Annotated in this window: 20 protein-coding genes; 19 read left to right on the forward strand and 1 reads right to left on the reverse strand. The window is 36.9% G+C overall.

Going from position 1 to position 18,552, the window contains the following annotated elements:
* Nucleotides 1–931 precede the first annotated feature (931 nt).
* From LT143_RS19155 to rsmI, 10 genes are all read left to right on the forward strand, one after another.
* A complete protein-coding gene (locus LT143_RS19155; protein ID WP_246945980.1) occupies nucleotides 932–1,135 on the forward strand; it encodes a sigma factor G inhibitor Gin in 204 nt (67 codons plus the stop codon).
* Between the two features lie 74 nt (nucleotides 1,136–1,209).
* The gene (locus LT143_RS19160) at nucleotides 1,210–2,631 is read left to right on the forward strand and encodes an aminotransferase class I/II-fold pyridoxal phosphate-dependent enzyme (protein ID WP_246945982.1); all 1,422 of its coding nucleotides are present in this window, start codon (nucleotides 1,210–1,212) and stop codon (nucleotides 2,629–2,631) included.
* A gap of 14 nt (nucleotides 2,632–2,645) precedes the next feature.
* Nucleotides 2,646–3,296, forward strand: coding sequence for a dTMP kinase (gene tmk, locus LT143_RS19165; RefSeq protein ID WP_246945984.1), 651 nt, complete (start codon nucleotides 2,646–2,648; stop codon nucleotides 3,294–3,296).
* 196 nt (nucleotides 3,297–3,492) lie between these two features.
* Nucleotides 3,493–3,822 carry a cyclic-di-AMP receptor gene (locus LT143_RS19170; RefSeq protein WP_246945986.1) on the forward strand — a complete coding sequence of 110 codons (330 nt, stop codon included), beginning with the start codon at nucleotides 3,493–3,495 and terminating at the stop codon, nucleotides 3,820–3,822.
* Nucleotides 3,823–3,837: 15 nt separating this feature from the next.
* On the forward strand, nucleotides 3,838–4,278 hold the full coding sequence (locus LT143_RS19175; protein WP_246945989.1) for a YaaR family protein: 441 nt from the start codon (nucleotides 3,838–3,840) through the stop codon (nucleotides 4,276–4,278).
* Nucleotides 4,279–4,291: 13 nt separating this feature from the next.
* Nucleotides 4,292–5,284, forward strand: coding sequence for a DNA polymerase III subunit delta' (gene holB / locus LT143_RS19180; RefSeq protein WP_246945991.1), 993 nt, complete (start codon nucleotides 4,292–4,294; stop codon nucleotides 5,282–5,284).
* 1 nt (nucleotide 5,285) lies between these two features.
* Nucleotides 5,286–6,113: a PSP1 domain-containing protein gene (locus LT143_RS19185; RefSeq protein WP_246945993.1), complete on the forward strand. Its 828-nt coding sequence runs from the start codon at nucleotides 5,286–5,288 to the stop codon at nucleotides 6,111–6,113.
* Between the two features lie 13 nt (nucleotides 6,114–6,126).
* Nucleotides 6,127–6,489: a DNA replication initiation control protein YabA gene (gene yabA / locus LT143_RS19190; protein WP_246945994.1), complete on the forward strand. Its 363-nt coding sequence runs from the start codon at nucleotides 6,127–6,129 to the stop codon at nucleotides 6,487–6,489.
* A gap of 148 nt (nucleotides 6,490–6,637) precedes the next feature.
* Nucleotides 6,638–7,390: a tRNA1(Val) (adenine(37)-N6)-methyltransferase gene (locus tag LT143_RS19195; protein WP_246945996.1), complete on the forward strand. Its 753-nt coding sequence runs from the start codon at nucleotides 6,638–6,640 to the stop codon at nucleotides 7,388–7,390.
* A gap of 56 nt (nucleotides 7,391–7,446) precedes the next feature.
* Nucleotides 7,447–8,328, forward strand: coding sequence for a 16S rRNA (cytidine(1402)-2'-O)-methyltransferase (gene rsmI / locus LT143_RS19200; RefSeq protein WP_246945997.1), 882 nt, complete (start codon nucleotides 7,447–7,449; stop codon nucleotides 8,326–8,328).
* A 77-nt stretch (nucleotides 8,329–8,405) separates the two neighbouring features.
* Here rsmI and LT143_RS19205 read toward each other — a convergent pair whose 3' ends face one another.
* Nucleotides 8,406–8,690, reverse strand: coding sequence for an AbrB/MazE/SpoVT family DNA-binding domain-containing protein (locus LT143_RS19205; RefSeq protein WP_246945999.1), 285 nt, complete (start codon nucleotides 8,688–8,690; stop codon nucleotides 8,406–8,408).
* 577 nt (nucleotides 8,691–9,267) lie between these two features.
* On the opposite strand from LT143_RS19205, the gene metG reads away from it, so the two are divergent.
* The 9 genes from metG to ispE all read left to right on the forward strand — a co-directional run bounded on the left by metG (nucleotide 9,268) and on the right by ispE (nucleotide 18,521).
* The gene (gene metG / locus LT143_RS19210) at nucleotides 9,268–11,214 is read left to right on the forward strand and encodes a methionine--tRNA ligase (protein WP_246946001.1); all 1,947 of its coding nucleotides are present in this window, start codon (nucleotides 9,268–9,270) and stop codon (nucleotides 11,212–11,214) included.
* Nucleotides 11,215–11,360: 146 nt separating this feature from the next.
* Nucleotides 11,361–12,128, forward strand: coding sequence for a TatD family hydrolase (locus LT143_RS19215; protein ID WP_246946003.1), 768 nt, complete (start codon nucleotides 11,361–11,363; stop codon nucleotides 12,126–12,128).
* 226 nt (nucleotides 12,129–12,354) lie between these two features.
* On the forward strand, nucleotides 12,355–13,551 hold the full coding sequence (locus LT143_RS19220) for a ubiquitin-like domain-containing protein (RefSeq protein WP_246946005.1): 1,197 nt from the start codon (nucleotides 12,355–12,357) through the stop codon (nucleotides 13,549–13,551).
* A gap of 361 nt (nucleotides 13,552–13,912) precedes the next feature.
* Nucleotides 13,913–14,470 (forward strand): ribonuclease M5, encoded by a 558-nt coding sequence (gene rnmV, locus LT143_RS19225; RefSeq protein WP_246946008.1) that lies wholly within the window; start codon nucleotides 13,913–13,915, stop codon nucleotides 14,468–14,470.
* Nucleotides 14,467–15,342: a 16S rRNA (adenine(1518)-N(6)/adenine(1519)-N(6))-dimethyltransferase RsmA gene (rsmA, locus tag LT143_RS19230; protein WP_246946010.1), complete on the forward strand. Its 876-nt coding sequence runs from the start codon at nucleotides 14,467–14,469 to the stop codon at nucleotides 15,340–15,342. The genes rnmV and rsmA overlap by 4 nt, the downstream gene beginning before the upstream one ends.
* A gap of 394 nt (nucleotides 15,343–15,736) precedes the next feature.
* The gene (gene yabG, locus LT143_RS19235; RefSeq protein ID WP_246946012.1) at nucleotides 15,737–16,612 is read left to right on the forward strand and encodes a sporulation peptidase YabG; all 876 of its coding nucleotides are present in this window, start codon (nucleotides 15,737–15,739) and stop codon (nucleotides 16,610–16,612) included.
* A gap of 283 nt (nucleotides 16,613–16,895) precedes the next feature.
* Complete coding sequence (gene veg, locus LT143_RS19240) at nucleotides 16,896–17,165, forward strand: biofilm formation stimulator Veg (protein ID WP_246946014.1); 270 nt, start codon at nucleotides 16,896–16,898, stop codon at nucleotides 17,163–17,165.
* 89 nt (nucleotides 17,166–17,254) lie between these two features.
* Nucleotides 17,255–17,434 (forward strand): small, acid-soluble spore protein, alpha/beta type, encoded by a 180-nt coding sequence (locus LT143_RS19245; protein ID WP_246946017.1) that lies wholly within the window; start codon nucleotides 17,255–17,257, stop codon nucleotides 17,432–17,434.
* A gap of 217 nt (nucleotides 17,435–17,651) precedes the next feature.
* Nucleotides 17,652–18,521, forward strand: a complete 870-nt coding sequence (gene ispE, locus LT143_RS19250) for a 4-(cytidine 5'-diphospho)-2-C-methyl-D-erythritol kinase (RefSeq protein ID WP_246946019.1) — start codon at nucleotides 17,652–17,654, stop codon at nucleotides 18,519–18,521.
* The last annotated feature ends 31 nt before the right edge of the window (nucleotides 18,522–18,552 follow it).

Genomic DNA, 18,552 nt, shown 5'->3' on the forward strand with positions numbered 1-18,552 from the left:
GTAAAAAAAGCAGCTAATTATAGCTGCTTTTTTTGTGTTTTCTAATGATGGGCGTTTATGTATGACATTTCTTGTTTTGTGGAATTCCGGAGTAAAATTGTAAAATAATCTTGAAAATCGTGAAATCATGTAATTTTTGTGGAAATACCAACCAAAAAGTTGAAATAACTTATAATTTCGTGGAATTAGCAAAACAAAGGTAAGCTAGGATTCCATATAGCCATACCCTAAACGATTAAATATAAATACATGAACCAAAAGTTACTAAAACTACCTCCGCTGGTTAAGAATTCACCTTATTTTAGAGTAAAATTGCTCCTGATCCTTAAAAAAATTAGCCTCTGCTAAACAAGAATGTTAATTTTCACTGTGGGACGGCTACTTTCCGCTGGATGGTAAGAAGAGAATCTACACTAGCGTAAAAAAACATGACTCGGCGCTTCTCACCTGCCTGAACTTCCATACCACACCGAAGATGTCGCAAGAAGGAGTCACACAGCCCTCCACTTCAATCAACCGTGCAAATAACAACCACAGCAGCAAGTGATAAACAAAGTAACAAGATAAAGTTAGAAGTACTATATTCACTACATCCATATATAAGATCCAGAAAAGCATTATAAGGATCTCCGTCCTGCTATAAGCAATTATTAAGCAGTACGAGAGGTTTCTTCCCTATTTAGGCACAACGGCACTCCGGGACTGTAATCAGCCCCAAGAATACAATCTAATACTCCGTACGTACAGCAAGCATGCCAGTTAGTACTCTTACCTAACTACCAACTCTAATTATTAAAATTAACAAATAGACATACACCTATAAATTCGAGATACATAGACTAGAATCATAAGGTAAAAAAATTATGCAAATTTTAAATTGTGTATACATTTTGCGAACTATGGCAATCCTAGTGACTAGGAGGTGGAGGAAATGAATGCGATTCCGAAGAGAGACTCTATAGGGGAAACTTGTGTGGTGTGTGAAATTCCGAAAGACAAAGGTATCCATTTATATACTTCGTTTATTTGTACAGATTGTGAGACTGATATGATTCAAACTGAGACCAATCATCCTAACTATAAGTTTTACTTAAAACAGTTACGTAAGGTGACACAGCCTACAATATTTTCATGAAAATCCCGCGTTTTGGGATTTTTTTTTTCGTGGTCTGATATAATACTTAAAGAACTTATAGAAAGGGATTAGCGATGAATCAAGAAAAAACCCCTTTATTTGATGCGTTATTAACTCATATAAAGAAGCGTCCCATATCTTTACATGTGCCTGGGCATAAGAACGGACAAGTTTTTCCAGAGAAGGGGCTTCCATATTTTCAGGATCTGCTCGCATTAGATGTAACGGAATTAACAGGGCTTGATGACTTACATGAACCAGAAGAAGCAATTTTTGAGGCAGAGGCGTTATTGGCATCGTTATATGGTGCGGAGAAATCATTTTTTTTAGTAAATGGTTCGACTGTTGGAAATTTGGCAATGGTTCTCTCTGTATGTTCTCGAGATGAGAAGGTCTTAGTACAGCGAAACTGTCATAAATCAGTAATGAATGCTCTAATGATGGCGGGAGCAAAACCTGTTTTTCTTACACCGGAATTTGATAAAGATGTACAAGTTCCCTCTTATATACATATACAGACGGTGAAAAAGGCACTATTAGAACATCCAGATGCTAAAGCAATTGTACTAACTAACCCCAATTATTACGGACAAACCTATGATTTGAAAAATATAATTGAGAGTGCTCATCAAATGAATGTACCAGTTCTTGTTGATGAAGCGCATGGGGCTCATTTTGGAATAGGTAAAACCTTTCCTACATCAGCATTACAATGCGGAGCTGATATCGTAGTCCAATCCGCACATAAGACTCTACCTGCTATGACAATGGGATCCTATCTCCATTATCAAAGTAAGTTAGTGCCGTTGGAAAAAGTTTCATTTTACTTAAAAGCGTTACAATCTAGCAGTCCTTCTTATCCCATTATGGCATCTCTTGATTTAGCAAGATATCATCTTTATCATTTTAAACAGGCTGATGATCATGAGTTCTATAAAAGCATATACCAGTTGCGCGAGGAGATTGACAAAATTCCTTCTATTCAGTGTGTACGATCTAAGGATGATCATGTTGCACAAGACCCTTTGAAGATTATTATTCAGAGTCGGTCTCAAGTTTCGGGTTTTGATATTAAGGCTAGGCTCGAAAGTGTGGGGTTATTCGTGGAATTAGCGGACCCTCATAATGTTTTACTCATACTTCCGTTAGGAGTAATCAATCATGATCAAATACTGTCTAAAATGCAACAGGCGTTACAGCAGGTTGAGATCAAAGGGACTAAACCTAATGAGAAATCGATATATGCTAATTTAGAATCAAAAGTGCCATATTCTTATTATGAACTACAATTTAAAAAATCAGTGAAAGTCCAAATAGAGGATTCCGTCGATAAAATATCAGCTCAAACCATCATTCCCTATCCACCAGGTATACCCTTGTTGTTGCAAGGAGAAGTCATTACAGATAAGCACTTACAAGAGCTAGCCATGTTAAAAAGGGTAGGAGCAAAGATACAAGGATCAATTGAAGGCGAAATCAACATCTATGAATCTTAAAGAGGAGATCTACTATGAAAGGTTTATTTATATCAGCAGAAGGGCCTGAAGGTGCAGGCAAGACAACTATTATTCAAATGCTAGTAGAGCACTTAAGACAAGAAAATCAAAAGGTAGTCTATACAAGAGAACCAGGGGGCATAAAGATTGCAGAGGAGATCAGGTCTATTATTTTAAATCCTGAAAATACGGAGATGGATGGTAGAACAGAAGCTTTATTATATGCTGCAGCTAGAAGACAACATTTAGTTGAAAAGGTTTTACCGGCTATAGAAGAAGGGTATATTGTATTATGTGATAGGTTTTTGGATAGCTCATTAGCTTATCAAGGGTTTGCAAGAGGATTAGGTGTACAAGAGGTATTATCTATTAATCAGTTCGCGATAGACAGTCTAATGCCAACAAAAACTATATATTTTGATATTGAACCAGAAGAGGGTTTTAAGCGAATACAGCAAAATAAAGACCGTGAGATTAATCGTCTAGACCTAGAGGAGCTTGAGTTTCATCACAAAGTGAGAGACGGTTATCAACTAGTAATGGCAAAAGAACCAGAACGATTCTTAAAAATTAATGCAGCTCAGCCTATTGAAGATGTCTTTTCCGATACATTAAGACAAGTACAATCCATCATTGACGAACATGTAAAAAGCACTTCTGTTTAGAGGTGCTTTTCATTATAAAGGAAAGAAAGTCCTATATAGAGATCTAACGTAAAGGACAATTTTCTCGAAAAAGTTTTCAGAATTTAGTGAAGTTGTTTATAATAGAGGAAAATGATGTGTAATCACAGAAGAATTACCATTTAACAGAAAATGAATAGTATATAAAAACATGATAAAATAAGAGGAGGCATACGGTATGAAACTAATTATGGCTGTCATTCAAGATAAAGATAGTAATCGTTTATCAACTGCGCTGGTGGAATCAAATTTTCGTGCGACTAAATTAGCGAGTACAGGTGGATTTCTTAAGTCGGGTAATACGACCTTTCTTATTGGAACAGAAGATATTCGCGTACCCAAAGCATTGGAAATTATTAAAGAAAACTGTAAGCACCGTGACCAATTAGTAGCACCAGTCTCTCCAATGGGAGGAAATGCTGATTCATATGTTCCTTATCCTGTAGAGGTAGAGGTTGGGGGAGCTACCGTGTTTGTCTTACCGGTAGAAGAATTTCACCAGTTTTAATGGGGGCACTAAGTAATGAAAATAAATCAAGAACTTCGTCCAACAATAGATAAGGCTAGACAGGAGCTTAAGTTACCATCAACTGGGCAATTACGTTTTGGAGATATGGTCCAAAAGCAGGAAAATAAATTGCAGATGGAACAGCTTCATAAACTAATGTCACAAATTGAAAGCCAAGGGGAACGTCTTTCCAGATCAAGAAACTTTAAAGACTTAGCAAAATATAAAGGCCTGGTCAAAAACTTCGTGAAACAGGCTGTTGATTTTGGTATGAATTTAAAGCAGTCTCATAGTTGGACATCTAGCGGTCATAGTCAGACACTTAAAACAGTGGAGCAGATTGACCGAAGCTTGGTGGAATTAACAGACGAAATTGTTAAAAAAGAGCAAGGCACCATTGATATACTAGGAAAGATTGGTGAGATCAAGGGTCTTCTCATAAACTTATATACGTAAGTGAGTGGTAAAGATGAATAAGACGTGGGATGATATTTCCTTACAGCAGCCAATCATAGCAAAAATGTTAACGAACAGCATAAAAAAAAATAGATTAGCCCACGCTTATTTGGTAGAGGGAAAAAAGGGGACTGGAAAAAAAGAGATTGCCAAGTTTCTAGCAAAGTCCCTTTTTTGCAAAGATCTTAAGGATGGAATACATCCTTGTCATATATGTATTAATTGCAAAAGGATTGAATCTGGTAATCATCCGGATGTCCACTTTATAGAGCCTGATGGATTATCAATAAAAAAGCAGCAAATCCAGCATCTTCAAGAAGAGTTTTCGAAAACTGGTGTAGAATCAAAGAAAAAGTTTTATATCATCAATCATGCTGATAAAATGACAATAAATGCATCCAATAGCTTATTAAAGTTCCTTGAGGAGCCAAACCAAGAGACAACAGCAGTCCTTTTAACCGAGCAAGTAAATAAGATGTTAGATACGATTATCTCGAGATGCCAGATACTTTCTACGAAGGCAGTACAGAAATCTGTATTAACGGAACAGCTTATTGGAGAAGGGATAAATCCGTTAATTGCAAAAGTTGTGGTTCAATTAACAAATAGTATTGATGAGGCTCAAAATCTAGCACAAGATGATTGGTTTGCAGAGTCAAGAAAAATAGTGTTACAATTATGTGAAGTACTAGATTCACCTTCTAGTTTATTCTACATTCAAGATAAGTGGCTTTCCCACTTTAAAGAACGTGAACAAACAGAAGTTGGCTTAGACTTATTATTACTTTATTATAGAGACGTACTTTCCATTATGATTGGAGAGGAAGAAGCAGTTGTATATCGTGATGTTATTGATCATTTAAAACAACGTGCCCTCCAAGTATCACGAAAAAGTGTTGTGGAAAAAATGGCTGCTATCTTAGAGGCAAAAAAACGCCTAAACGCCAATGTTCAAGGGCAATTAATGATGGAACAATTGGTGTTAAATTTGCAGGAGGGATCCTAGCTTGTATGATGTAGTTGGAGTCCGCTTTAAAAAAGCGGGTAAAATATATTATTTTGACCCATCAGAATTTAAGATTCCCAATGAAGAGTTTGTCATTGTGGAAACAGTCCGTGGAATTGAGTATGGAAAGGTTGTTATTAGTAATAAAAAGGTAGACGCAGAAGATGTTGTACTGCCTTTAAAGAAAGTAATCCGTATTGCTGATCCGAAGGACAAAATGACCGTAGATGAGAATAAAATGGCAGCACAAGAAGCATACCGTGTGTGTGAAGAAAAGGTAAATGAACACGGATTAGATATGAAGCTTGTAGATGTTGAATATACGTTTGACCGAAATAAAGTCATTTTCTACTTTACCGCAGACGGAAGAGTAGATTTCCGTGAACTTGTTAAGGACTTGGCTGCTATATTCCGTACAAGAATTGAACTACGTCAAATCGGAGTACGTGATGAGGCAAAAATGCTTGGTGGAATTGGGCCGTGTGGTAGAATGCTTTGTTGTTCAACTTTCCTCGGTGATTTTGAACCTGTGTCCATAAAAATGGCTAAGGATCAAAATCTATCATTAAACCCATCCAAGATTTCTGGGCTTTGTGGTCGTTTAATGTGTTGTTTAAAGTATGAAAATGATGAGTATGAAACCGCAAAAGAGGCTCTGCCTGATATAGGTGAACCAATTGAAACACCTAATGGTCGTGGGAAAGTAGTTGGTTTAAATATTTTAGAACGCTTGATCCAGGTTGAGCTACTAGATATCGAACGAGTTGTTGAATTTACACTTGATGAATTAATCGAAGAAGGGGCCGTGTCGATCCAAGCTACAGATTAATGAGGTGGAGCAAGTGGATAAAAAAGATATATTTGAATCTGTCAGTAGTATGGAAGAACAAATCGGGGACTTATATAAACAATTAGGTGAGCTTAAGCAACATTTAGCTGAACTACTTGAAGAGAATAATGAAATGAAAATAGAAAATGAACACCTCCGCAAACGACTCGATCAACAAGTGATGGAAGAAGAAAAATCACAAGTTGGTGAAAAGCCTGAAGCAAAGGAAAGTTCAAAGCCAGTGGATATAGGAGAAGGCTATGATAACTTAGCAAGACTATATCAAGAAGGATTTCATATATGTAATGTGCATTATGGGAGTATTCGAAAAGAAGGAGATTGCTTGTTTTGTCTTTCCTTTCTAAATAAGAAATAATGTATAGCCTTTCCTATAGTAGGGAAGGCTATTTTCCTTAAGGCACGTTCTATCATTTTATTGTATGATAGTTCAAGTACCCGAACAATATAGGAATGAGGAAAAGAATACTACCTTCCTCTTAAAGTAGATGGAAAGGAATAAACAGATGGTTGATTTACATAATGATGAACGCTTAGATTATTTGTTAGCAGAGGAATTGAGAATTATACAAAGTCCCTCTGTCTTTGCTTTTTCGTTAGATACGGTCTTGTTGGCTAAGTTTGTCTATGTGCCTATTCAAAAGGGAAATTTAATTGATCTTTGTACAGGGAATGGCGTGATTCCTCTTCTTTTAAGCACCAGAACGAAAGGAACGATTACCGGTGTTGAAATTCAAGAACGAATCTTTCAGATGGCAAAGCGAAGTGTAGAATATAATGCTCTATCCGAACAAATTAAGATTGTTCATGGAGATCTAAATGATATGCCAAAGGAGTTAGGGCATGGTAAATTTGATATTGTTACATGCAATCCGCCGTATTTTCCTACTCCGGCTACAAGTGAGAAAAACCGCAACGAGCATCTGGCCATTGCTCGCCACGAAATATATTGTACGCTAGAAGATGTAGTACGTGTTAGTAGTCAACTAGTTCGGTCAGGCGGAAAAGTGGCATTTGTTCACCGACCGGGTCGCTTATTAGATATAGTGACACTCATGAGAGCATATCGTTTAGAACCAAAGAGGCTTCAGTTGGTCTATCCAAAACAAGGGAAAGAAGCAAATACATTATTAATAGAAGGAATAAAGGATGGGAATCCTGACCTTAAGATTTTACCTCCTCTAATTGTCTATAATAATGATGGAGAATATACAAAGGAAGTTCAAACTATTCTGTACGGGGATTCAAAGGAAGACTGATGATAATCCAAGGTTAATTAAAACAACCACCAATTAAAAGATAGGAGGTGTATAGTATGTTTCAACAAAAAAGCTTTCAAAATGAAGAAGGAGCAGCTTTGTATTTGGTACCGACTCCAATTGGAAATCTTGAAGATATGACGTTCCGAGCCATCCGTCTGTTAAAGGAAGCATCTATTATTGCTGCGGAAGATACAAGAGTAACAAAGAAACTCTGCAATTACTTTGATATTCATACTCCTGTAATTAGTTATCATGAACATAATAAAGAAAAAAGTGGAGACCGACTTATTGAGGATTTAAAGGAAGGTAAGAAAATCGCTTTAGTTAGTGATGCGGGGATGCCGACCATTTCAGATCCTGGATATGAATTAGTGTCACAAGCTCTAGAGGCTGGGTTTCCAGTTATTCCTCTACCAGGTGCCAATGCGGCTGTCACAGCACTTATTGCTTCTGGGTTACCTTCGCAGAGTTTTTCTTTTTATGGGTTTCTCCCCCGTCAAAAGAAGGATAAGAAGCAAGAGCTTGAACGATTAAAAACACAAACGACAACGATGATCTTTTACGAATCACCGCATCGTTTAAAGGAAACGGTTAAGATTGCAGGAGAAATATTAGGTTCTAGAAGAATGGTTATTTGTCGAGAACTGACTAAGAAGTTTGAAGAATTTATTAGGGGTTCGATCCAAGAGGTAGTAGAGTGGATTGAGGAGACAGAAATTAAAGGCGAGTGCTGTATGTTAATAGAAGGAGCCTCTCTGCAAGAAGCGTCAGAAAAGGAATCTTGGTGGACAGAACTGACGGTGGTCGAACATGTTAATTGGTATATAGAGCAAAAAGGTCTTACTTCTAAAGAAGCAATTAAGAAAACAGCAGTTGATCGTAATCAAGCCAAGCGGGAAATATATGAAGAGTTTCATATACATAATGAGAGATAGGATCCGTGTTGAACTTTAGTAAAAATTAAAGAAGCATAAAGAAAAGAGCACTCAATAAAGAATGCTCTTTTTTCTAATTATTTATTTGAAGTTACTGCACCTTGTAGTTCGTTTAGAATTTGTTCAGCACCTTCACGGCTTAAGATAATCTTTCCACCAGCTAGAGCTAAATTTTCATCACTAACTTCTCCAGTAACCTGACAAGTCATGTTTGGCTTATATTTCTTTAAGATGATTCTTTCATCATCCACATAGATCTCTAAAGAGTCCTTTTCAGCAATTCCTAGTGTACGTCTTAATTCAATTGGTATAACAACACGACCTAATTCATCAACCTTACGAACGATTCCTGTAGATTTCATATTGGTAATCCCCTCTCCTAAAATCATTTATTTTTACAAATTTCATTGTTTTTCGTCATTATTCGACATAAACCTTAAAAATATAATACCAGTGATTCCCAAACCCGTCAATTGGAAAATGTAAAAAGATGTGAATTTTTTATTACAAATTACTTATAAATCCTTGTAAATTAGTAGTAATTCAGTGTTAAAGAGTTACAGTATTTTACTATTTTAATTATAATTCCAATTCGACACATTGCCAACAAAATTCGACAAACTCCAACTGGAAAATAAAGTAACAGTATTCCTTTACCCGTTATCTAGAAATCTAAACATTGAAGTTTAAAATAGTGGAAAAGTTTTACTATTTTAAGAAAGTCAGTTTGCATATTTTTGAAAACGGATGTTAGAAAGCTAAAAACTTTAAGAAAAATGACTTAATAAAAAATGGCATGCAAGAGCATAGTATAGATCGCATAGAGAAGGGTTAAGATGAAAATTTAAGAGACCATTTGTTTAATTCTTTATAATTCTTTTTTTTTTGATAAGATAATAAAAGGTAAATAATATTGAAATGAATTTAGGGGGCAGTAAAATGGCAGATCAGAAGACATTCTATCTTACAACGCCAATCTATTATCCAAGCGGTAAACTACATATTGGACATGCATATACAACAGTTGCAGGAGATGCAATGGCTCGTTACAAAAGGTTACGAGGATTCGATGTATTTTATCTAACAGGAACTGACGAGCACGGTCAAAAGATACAAAGAAATGCAGAAGAAAAAGGAGTAAGCCCTCAAAAGTATGTCGATGATATCGTGGAGGGAATTAAAGAGCTTTGGGACAAGTTAGAGATTACATATGATGATTTTATTCGTACAACAGAGGACCGTCATAAAGAGGTGGTTGAACAAATATTTGCGCGTTTAGTAGAACAAGGAGATATATATTTAGATCAGTATGAAGGCTGGTATTGTACACCTTGTGAATCATTTTATACGGAGAGACAGTTAGTCGAAGGTAATTGTCCTGACTGTAATCGCTCTGTAGAAAAAGTAAAAGAAGAATCTTACTTTTTTAAGATGAGTAAATATGCAGATCGTCTACTGCAATATTACGAAGATAATCCTGGTTTTATCCAACCAGAATCTAGAAAGAATGAAATGATAAACAACTTTATTAAGCCTGGCCTTGAAGATCTTGCTGTTTCTCGTACAACTTTTGATTGGGGAGTTAAAGTCCCTGGAGATCCAAAGCATGTTATCTATGTGTGGATTGATGCCTTATCAAACTATATAACCGCTCTAGGGTACGGTACAGAAAATGATGAGAACTATCAAAAGTATTGGCCAGCCAACGTTCATCTAGTAGGTAAAGAAATTGTTCGCTTCCATACCATTTATTGGCCAATCATGCTGATGGCTCTAGATTTACCTCTTCCTAAAAAGGTGTTTGCTCACGGCTGGCTATTAATGAAAGACGGAAAGATGTCAAAATCAAAAGGAAATGTTGTCGATCCTGTCACGCTGATTGATCGATATGGACTGGATGCACTACGTTATTACTTATTAAGAGAAGTTCCTTTTGGATCAGATGGGGTATTTACACCAGAAGGATTTGTAGAGCGGATTAATTTTGATTTGGCCAACGACCTTGGTAACTTATTAAATAGAACCGTCGCTATGATACAGAAATATTTTGACGGTGAGATTCCTCAATATACAGGAAGTAAAAGTGTATTTGATGATCAGTTAGAAGAAATGACAAAGGAAACAAGACGTAAAGTTGAGGATGCTATGGAAGACATGCAGTTTTCTGTTGCCTTAACGGCTCTTTGGCAGCTTGTTTCTAGAACGAATAAATATATAGATGAAACGCAACCATGGGTTTTAGCAAAAGATGAAGCAAATCGTGAAGCGTTAGGATCTGTTATGTCCCATCTTGCAGAGTCATTACGACAAGTTTCCATTATGATTCAACCGTTCTTAACGAAAACTCCAGAGCATATGTGGACTCAATTAGGTATAAATCAGAAAGAATTAACGAGTTGGGAAAGCATGGACAGCTATGGGATCATCCCTAAAGGAACAAAGGTAGTACAAGGCCAACCTATTTTCCCAAGACTTGATGTGGCTGAAGAAGTTGAGTATATTAAAGAAAAAATGCAAGGTTCCGCTCCAAAGGTTATTGAAAAGCAGAAATCAAGTGCTGCTGATGAGATAACCATTGATGATTTTATGAAGGTTGAACTAAGGGTAGCAGAAGTATATGCAGCTGAACCTGTTAAAAAAGCAGATAAATTACTAAAGATTCAACTGGATTTAGGATATGAAAAAAGACAGGTTGTATCAGGCATCGCTAAATATTACAAACCTGAAGATTTAATTGGAAAGAAAGTCATCTGTGTGACAAACCTAAAGCCTGTAACTCTTCGTGGAGAAAAGTCAGAAGGAATGATTTTAGCGGGATCACAAGATGGAGAACTCTCACTAGCGACAGTTGACCAGACGTTACCAAACGGATCCATCGTAAAATAGAATGAAAATGTTAAAGATAGGTGTTTTGTTGACACCTATCTGTTTCATTTTAAGCACATATGAGAACAGAGTTTGTAATCTAATTGTAAGGTTGCTGTAAGCCATGTTACAAAAATTCATGCTAAAATGACAAAAGGAGATTGTCTATGTTATTTGATACACATGTACATTTAAATGCAGATCAATTCAATGATGATTTAGAAGAGGTACTAGAAAGAGCAAAGCAGCAAGGTGTTCAAAATATGGTAGTAGTAGGATTTGATCGACCTACTATAAAGAAAGCCATAGAACTAGCTGAAAAGTATCCTCATTTGTATGCGTCAGTAGGTTGGCATCCTGTAGATGCAATTGATATGACAGATGAAGACCTTCACTGGATCGAAGAGCTCTCAAGTCATCCGAAAGTGGTGGCAATTGGTGAGATGGGTTTAGACTATTACTGGGATAAATCTCCGAAAGAGACACAAAAAGAAGTGTTTCGTAAGCAAATCCAATTAGCAAGACGAGTAAAATTACCTATCATCATACATAATCGAGAGGCAACTCAAGATATTGTAGATATTTTAAAAGAAGAGAATGCTGCTGAAGTTGGCGGTATTATGCATTGCTATAGCGGTAGTCTTGAGGTTGCAAAGGAATGTATAGACATGAATTTCTATATTTCGTTTGGGGGCCCCGTTACCTTTAAAAATGCCAAAAAGCCAAAAGAAGTAGCAAAGGAATTGCCACTAGATAAACTACTAATAGAAACCGATTGTCCATTTTTAGCACCGCATCCTCATCGTGGCAAAAGAAATGAACCAAGTTTTGTTTCATTAATTGCAAAAGAGATTGCAGAGTTAAAAGGAATCACATATGAAGAGGTTGTCCTAAAAACGTACGACAATGCTCGCCAATTATTTAACATCAAATAGTAGTGGTTCTTGTCGAATAACTAGTAATCATGTCCATTTATTTAAAAATTCAAAAAAGTTCTACAAGTCTCTTTCTCTTCATAGGATAAACTTGTCGATAAGTCTTCCTTCCCAAAAAAGAGCTTGTTATTCATAATAGGGTATACGGTCCGAGCTAGAAGGAGATTTGACAAAAAAGAATTTACTCTTTATAATCTCTCAAGTAGAGAAGGAGGCGTTTTTCATCGTGATTAATAACATGAAAAAGCTGTTTTCCGCACCTATGACACCTAAAAAACTTGTAGCATTGATTAGTAGTTTCCTAGTTTTATCAGGTTTAACCACCTATGCAGTATATGAGGAAACGAAGCAAACTGTTACACTGACATTGAATGGTGAAGAACAAGTCATCAGGACGCATGCTAACACAGTAGGAGACGTCTTGTCAGCGCAGGCTATTGAATTGCGAGATGAGGATTTCGTCAATCATAGCGTGGAAACTGTCATAAAGGATGACATGGTTGTCATTTGGAAAGCCGCATTACCAGTTGATTTAGTCATCAACGAAGAAGAAACAAAAGTATGGACTACAACTGAAACGGTTCAAGAATTACTCGAATCACAGAATATAAAAGTAACTGAGCATGATAAAGTAGAACCAGATCTTAGTGCTTCAATCAAGGCAAATATGGAAGTTTTAGTTGAAAGTGCATTTCAATTAACAATGAACGTTGGCGGAGAAGAAAAGCAGGTATGGACAACTTCGACTACTGTCGCTGACTTTTTAGAAAAGCAGAACATCACATTAAATGAATTAGACCGTGTAGAACCAGGACTAGAAGAAATGGTAGTGGCAGACGCAACCGTTTCGGTTACTAGGGTAGAAAAGGTCACCGATGTAGTGGAAGAATCTGTAGACTATGCTGTTGTTACAAAAAAGGATTCTAGCTTAGCTAAGGGAACTGAAAAGGTCGTAAACAAAGGTGAGACCGGTAAAGTTGCTAAACACTATGAAGTAATCATGGAGAATGGCAAAGAAGTTTCTAGAGAATTATTGAAGACAGAAACGTTAAAAGAAAGCAAGGACCGTATTGTTGCTGTAGGTACGAAGGTCGTCGAGCAGACGCAAGTTTCCAGAGGTAGTGGAACTGTAGCGAGTGAATTCTATGTAAGCTCTACCGCATATACAGCCTACTGTAATGGGTGCTCGGGCGTTACAAGTACAGGAATCAACTTAAAAGCAAATCCTAATGCTAAAGTCATTGCAGTTGATCCGAGTGTAATCCCTCTTGGAACAAAAGTTTATGTAGAGGGTTACGGATATGCAATTGCTGGTGATACAGGTAGCGCGATTAAAGGTAATAAAATCGACGTGTTCTTCGCAACAAAAGCAGAAGCATACAGATGGGGCCGAAAATCAGTTAAGATTAAAATCATCAAATAGGATCCAACGAACAGGGGATTATCCTCCCCTGTTTTTTTGCGTTATAATAAAGAAAAGCGAAAGTGCCTCGTTCAGCTCCGACAAGCAAATGTTCTGAAGCGGGGAAAAGGGTGCTCTTTCCCTTTTCATCGATTCAGGTTATTTGACTCGAGGAGCTAGGCACTGTAGCTAGCAGAAAGAAAAGCGAAAGTGCCTCGTTCAGCTCCGACAAGCAAATGTTCTGAAGCGGGGAAAAGGGTGCCTTTCCTTTTCATCGATTCAGGTTATTTGACTCGAGGAGCTAGGAGTAAAGAAGTTCATGTATTAACTACTATATAAGACGAAACAATACGAATAAAAGTTTCAGTTTTCGGAGGAGAAAATGAAAATAAAAGAAATTATTGTAGTGGAAGGAAAGGATGATACCGTCGCGATTCAAAGAGCGGTTTCGGCAGATACGATTGAAACCAATGGGTCAGCCATTAATGAAGAGACACTACAAAAAATAAAATTAGCTCAGGAAAAAAGAGGGGTCATTATCCTTACAGATCCTGACTATCCGGGAGAAAAGATTAGAAAAACCATCTCACAGAGTGTACCTGGGTGTAAGCATGCATTTATTCAAAAAAATGATGCACAAGATAAAAGAAAAAAGAAGGTTGGTGTGGAGCACGCATCAATAGAAGTGATCAGACAAGCATTATCTTCAGTCCAACAAGAGTGGATTGAGACTCACGAGGAAATAGGCTGGGATGAGCTCGTGTATTTAGGCCTCGTAGCAGGAAACCAAGCTAAGAAACGTAGGGAACGACTAGGAATGTTATTGAAGATTGGCTATACAAATGGAAAGCAACTTCATAAACGATTACAAATGTTTCAAATAACAAGGGAACAATTCGAACTTGCTGTGAAGCAAGTTATTCAGGAGGAATTAAGTTGACGAAAGATATAGCTACCCCATCAAGGACAAAGGAAATCCTTTCAAAATACGGATTTTCCTTTAAGAAAAGCCTAGGTCAAAACTTTTTAATTGATACCAATATTCTACATAACATAGTTGATTTTGCCGAGTTAAGTGAACAGAGTTGTGCAATTGAAATTGGCCCTGGTATTGGAGCTTTAACAGAACAGCTTGCAAAGCGAGCTAAAAAAGTAGTGGCATTTGAAATAGATCAGCGTTTACTACCTATTCTAGAAGATACATTATCGCCCTATCCAAATGTAAAAGTTATTCATCAAGATGTACTCAAAGCGGATGTAAGTCAAGTTATTAAAGATGAATTTGGTGAGAACCAAGATATTATGGTAGTTGCGAACCTACCTTATTACGTAACTACACCGATACTAATGAAACTATTAGAAGAAGGATTACCGTTAAGAGGAATAGTTGTTATGCTTCAAAAGGAAGTAGCCGACCGGATGGCTGCAGGACCAAATACAAAAGATTATGGCTCTTTATCTATCGCTGTTCAATACTACACAGAAGCAAAGACGGTCATGACTGTTCCCAAAACGGTGTTCGTACCTCAACCCAACGTGGATTCAGCCGTTATTCGGCTTACAAGACGAAGTCAACCTCCTGTTCAAGTAGAAGATGAAGACTTCTTCTTTGAAGTGGTTAGAAGTAGCTTTGCTCAAAGGAGAAAGACCATTTTAAATAACTTAAGCAATAACCTTTCAAAGAAACTACCGAAAGAACAAATACTCTTGGCGTTAGAGGAAGCAGATGTTGCACCTGAACGAAGAGGAGAGTCACTTTCTATTCAGGAGTTTGGAAAGCTTAGTGAAGCTCTATATAGGGCTTCTCAATAATTAATTTGAAGCTACAATCAAGAGTTAAGTAAAACCTAATTCTATAAAAAAGTCTTATTAAATTATATTCACTTAGGATCTAGTCTTATGGCTAGATTTTTTGTTTGGCTTTGGATTTATTAAAGTATGTTTATTTCATTAGTGGAAATCATCAACATACCATATCTAATTTGCACTCTTTCGCTTCTCCTACATAGGCTATTGAGAGGGTTATTATGTTTATAGCGAATCCCAGTATCTAGGCCCTCGAAGGAAAAAGAACAACACTTTTTCCTCGGTCAAATAACCCTAGAAAAATAAAGGGGAAATTCGCCCTTTTCTTCTTCTAGGAACATTTGCTTGTCGGAGCTTAACGGGGCGCTTGCGCCTTTTGTTCTTTATGGGAGGGAGAAGAATGGAATTGCAGGTCGGAGCGAAAGTTGCTCGCTTGTCATATAATTGTGACTTATTATTTAGAATTATAGAGATAAGAGAAGAGAATGGGGTTAGAAAAGCCTTATTGTATGGTGAGGATATTCGGTTAATAGCTGATGCCCCATTTGCAGATCTTAAAATACTTGACGATCTAGAACAAGCTAAGTACATGTCGATGGAGCGAAAAAAACAAGAAAACTCCTTTTCTCTCTTTAAACAGGATTATCATTTAACAAGGGAAAAGAGTGAATATGTAGCAACAAATGGATACCAAGGGGATTATGAGTTTTTTCAACTTCCTGGGAAGGTGTTACATCTAGATGGTGATTCTACGTATTTACAAAAATGCTTAAGTCTCTATGAGAAGATAGGTGTGCCAGTCTACGGAGTCCACTGTAATGAAAAGGAGATGCCTGAAAAAATTGGTCCTTTAATCGAAAAGTATAGACCAGATATACTCGTAATAACAGGCCATGATGCTTATTCAAAATCTAAGGGTAAAGTGAATGACTTAAAAGCTTATCGACACTCTAGACATTTTGCACGTACCGTTATGGAAGCTAGAAAAAAGGTTCCCAATCTTGATCAACTAGTTATTTTTGCAGGAGCATGCCAGTCACATTTTGAATCATTAATTCGGGCTGGTGCTAACTTTGCAAGTTCTCCGTCTAGAGTAAATATTCATGCGTTAGATCCTGTTTATATAGTGGCTAAAATTAGTTTTACTCCGTTTATGGACTATATTAATGTGTGGGATGTCGTAAGAAATACGTTAACAGGTCAAAAAGGACTCGGTGGGATTGAAACAAAAGGAGTATTACGTACAGGAATGCCTTTTAACAAACATACAGATTAAACAATGGCCTCTGATACTTTATTAGAGGCTTTTTTCTGTTGAGCACATATTAATACAGTTAAAATCGACTAAATACGAAAAACTGGCTAAATAAAAATAATTAGCTAAAGTTTTGCAATATATACATAAATATAACAAATTTAGACAAAATATATATGTTCGGACAGAAAATTGTCTTAAATTATTAATTGACAACTCTTTAAAAACATTGTTATAATTTATAATTTATTTGACTTTCGGACGGTAGTGTGTTATGATTAAATACATAGCGAGGTGGAGTGAAATGGGTAAAACACTTATGGAAATTAAACAAGCTCTTGATGGTAACCTTGGAAGACGCTTGACGTTAAGAGCAAACGGTGGTCGTAGGAAGACAATTGAACGTTCAGGTATACTTGCTGAAACCTATCCATCTGTTTTTGTCATTGAACTAGACCAAGATGAGAATTCATTCGAACGGGTATCATACAGCTATGCGGATGTGTTAACAGAAACGGTTGAATTAACTTTTTTTGAAGATAAAACAAGTGGTATTGCGCTTTCAGGTCAATAATTTAAAAATTGGATAATGAAGGCAATATAATTGTAACGGCTCCTTCCCAATACTATTAGTGTCGTAGTATTGGAAAGGAGCTGTTTTCTTTGGGAAGACGACGTGGAGTCATGTCAGAACACTTTAAATATGAGCTTGCAAAAGAATTAGGGTTTTATAACACTGTCCAGCGTGAGGGATGGGGCGGAATTACGTCAAAGGATGCCGGAAACATGGTAAAGCGAGCAGTTGAAATTGCTCAGAGTCAGTTAAACCAGAACCAATCTTAAGCATTCTTCATAGAAACATGCTAACCCGATAACGGAAGAAACTACGACAACGCCGAAGGACTCTTCGGCGTTATTTTATAGCCTTTTTTAAGAAGTAGGGTTTATAATGTTTGTTTTTATTCCATACTTTTGTTAAAAGTTGTCGAGTTATCGTTTTACAAGATACTTTATGGTACAATATCGTAATATATGGAAGTTCGTAAAGTAGGTGGACGTATTGAAAATCCTTGTTAAAGCTCCGGCCAAGATCAACCTTGCGCTAGATGTGCTTCATAAACGTAATGATGGGTATCATGAAGTAAAGATGGTCATGACAACCATTGATTTGGCAGACCGGGTAGAGCTTGAATTATTGGATACGGATCAAATAAAGATAAGCTCTCACAATCGCTTTGTTCCAGATGATAATCGGAACCTTGCTTATCAAGCAGCGGTATTATTAAAAAAGAAATACAACATCACTAAAGGAGTAGCCATCTCAATCACGAAATCTATTCCTGTTGCAGCTGGTCTAGCGGGTGGTAGTAGTGATGCAGCAGCTACACTTAGAGGATTAAATAAACTTTGGGGACTAGGCCTAAGCCTAGATGAACTAGCAGAGATTGGGGCTGAAATTGGTTCTGATGTTTCGTTTTGCGTGTATGGAGGAACAGCATTAGCAACTGGGCGTGGTGAGATTATTCAACCTATTGACCCTCCACCACATTGTTGGGTTGTTTTAGCTAAACCTTCCATTGGTGTTTCAACAGCAGATGTTTATGGACATTTAGATTTAGGACAAGTTACACATCCGAATGTAGACCAAATGGTCCAATCCATTCGCAATCATGATTATCCAAGCATTTGTAAAGAAATGGGGAACGTTTTAGAGGGAGTTACCTTAAAGATGTATCCAGAAGTAGCACAAATTAAAGATCAAATGAAACGCTTTGGTGCAGATGCAGTCCTTATGAGTGGAAGTGGCCCGACAGTGTTTGGTTTGGTTCAACATGATTCTAGAATGCAACGAGTATATAACGGCTTAAGAGGGTTCTGTGATCAGGTTTTTGCGGTTCGATTAGTAGGTGAACGAAATCGTCTTGATTAAATCCGTATAAAAATGGTATATTTACTTAAAA

It is taken from the genome of Bacillus pinisoli (assembly GCF_023036475.1).
Lineage (GTDB): Bacteria > Bacillota > Bacilli > Bacillales > SA4 > Bacillus_BS > Bacillus_BS pinisoli.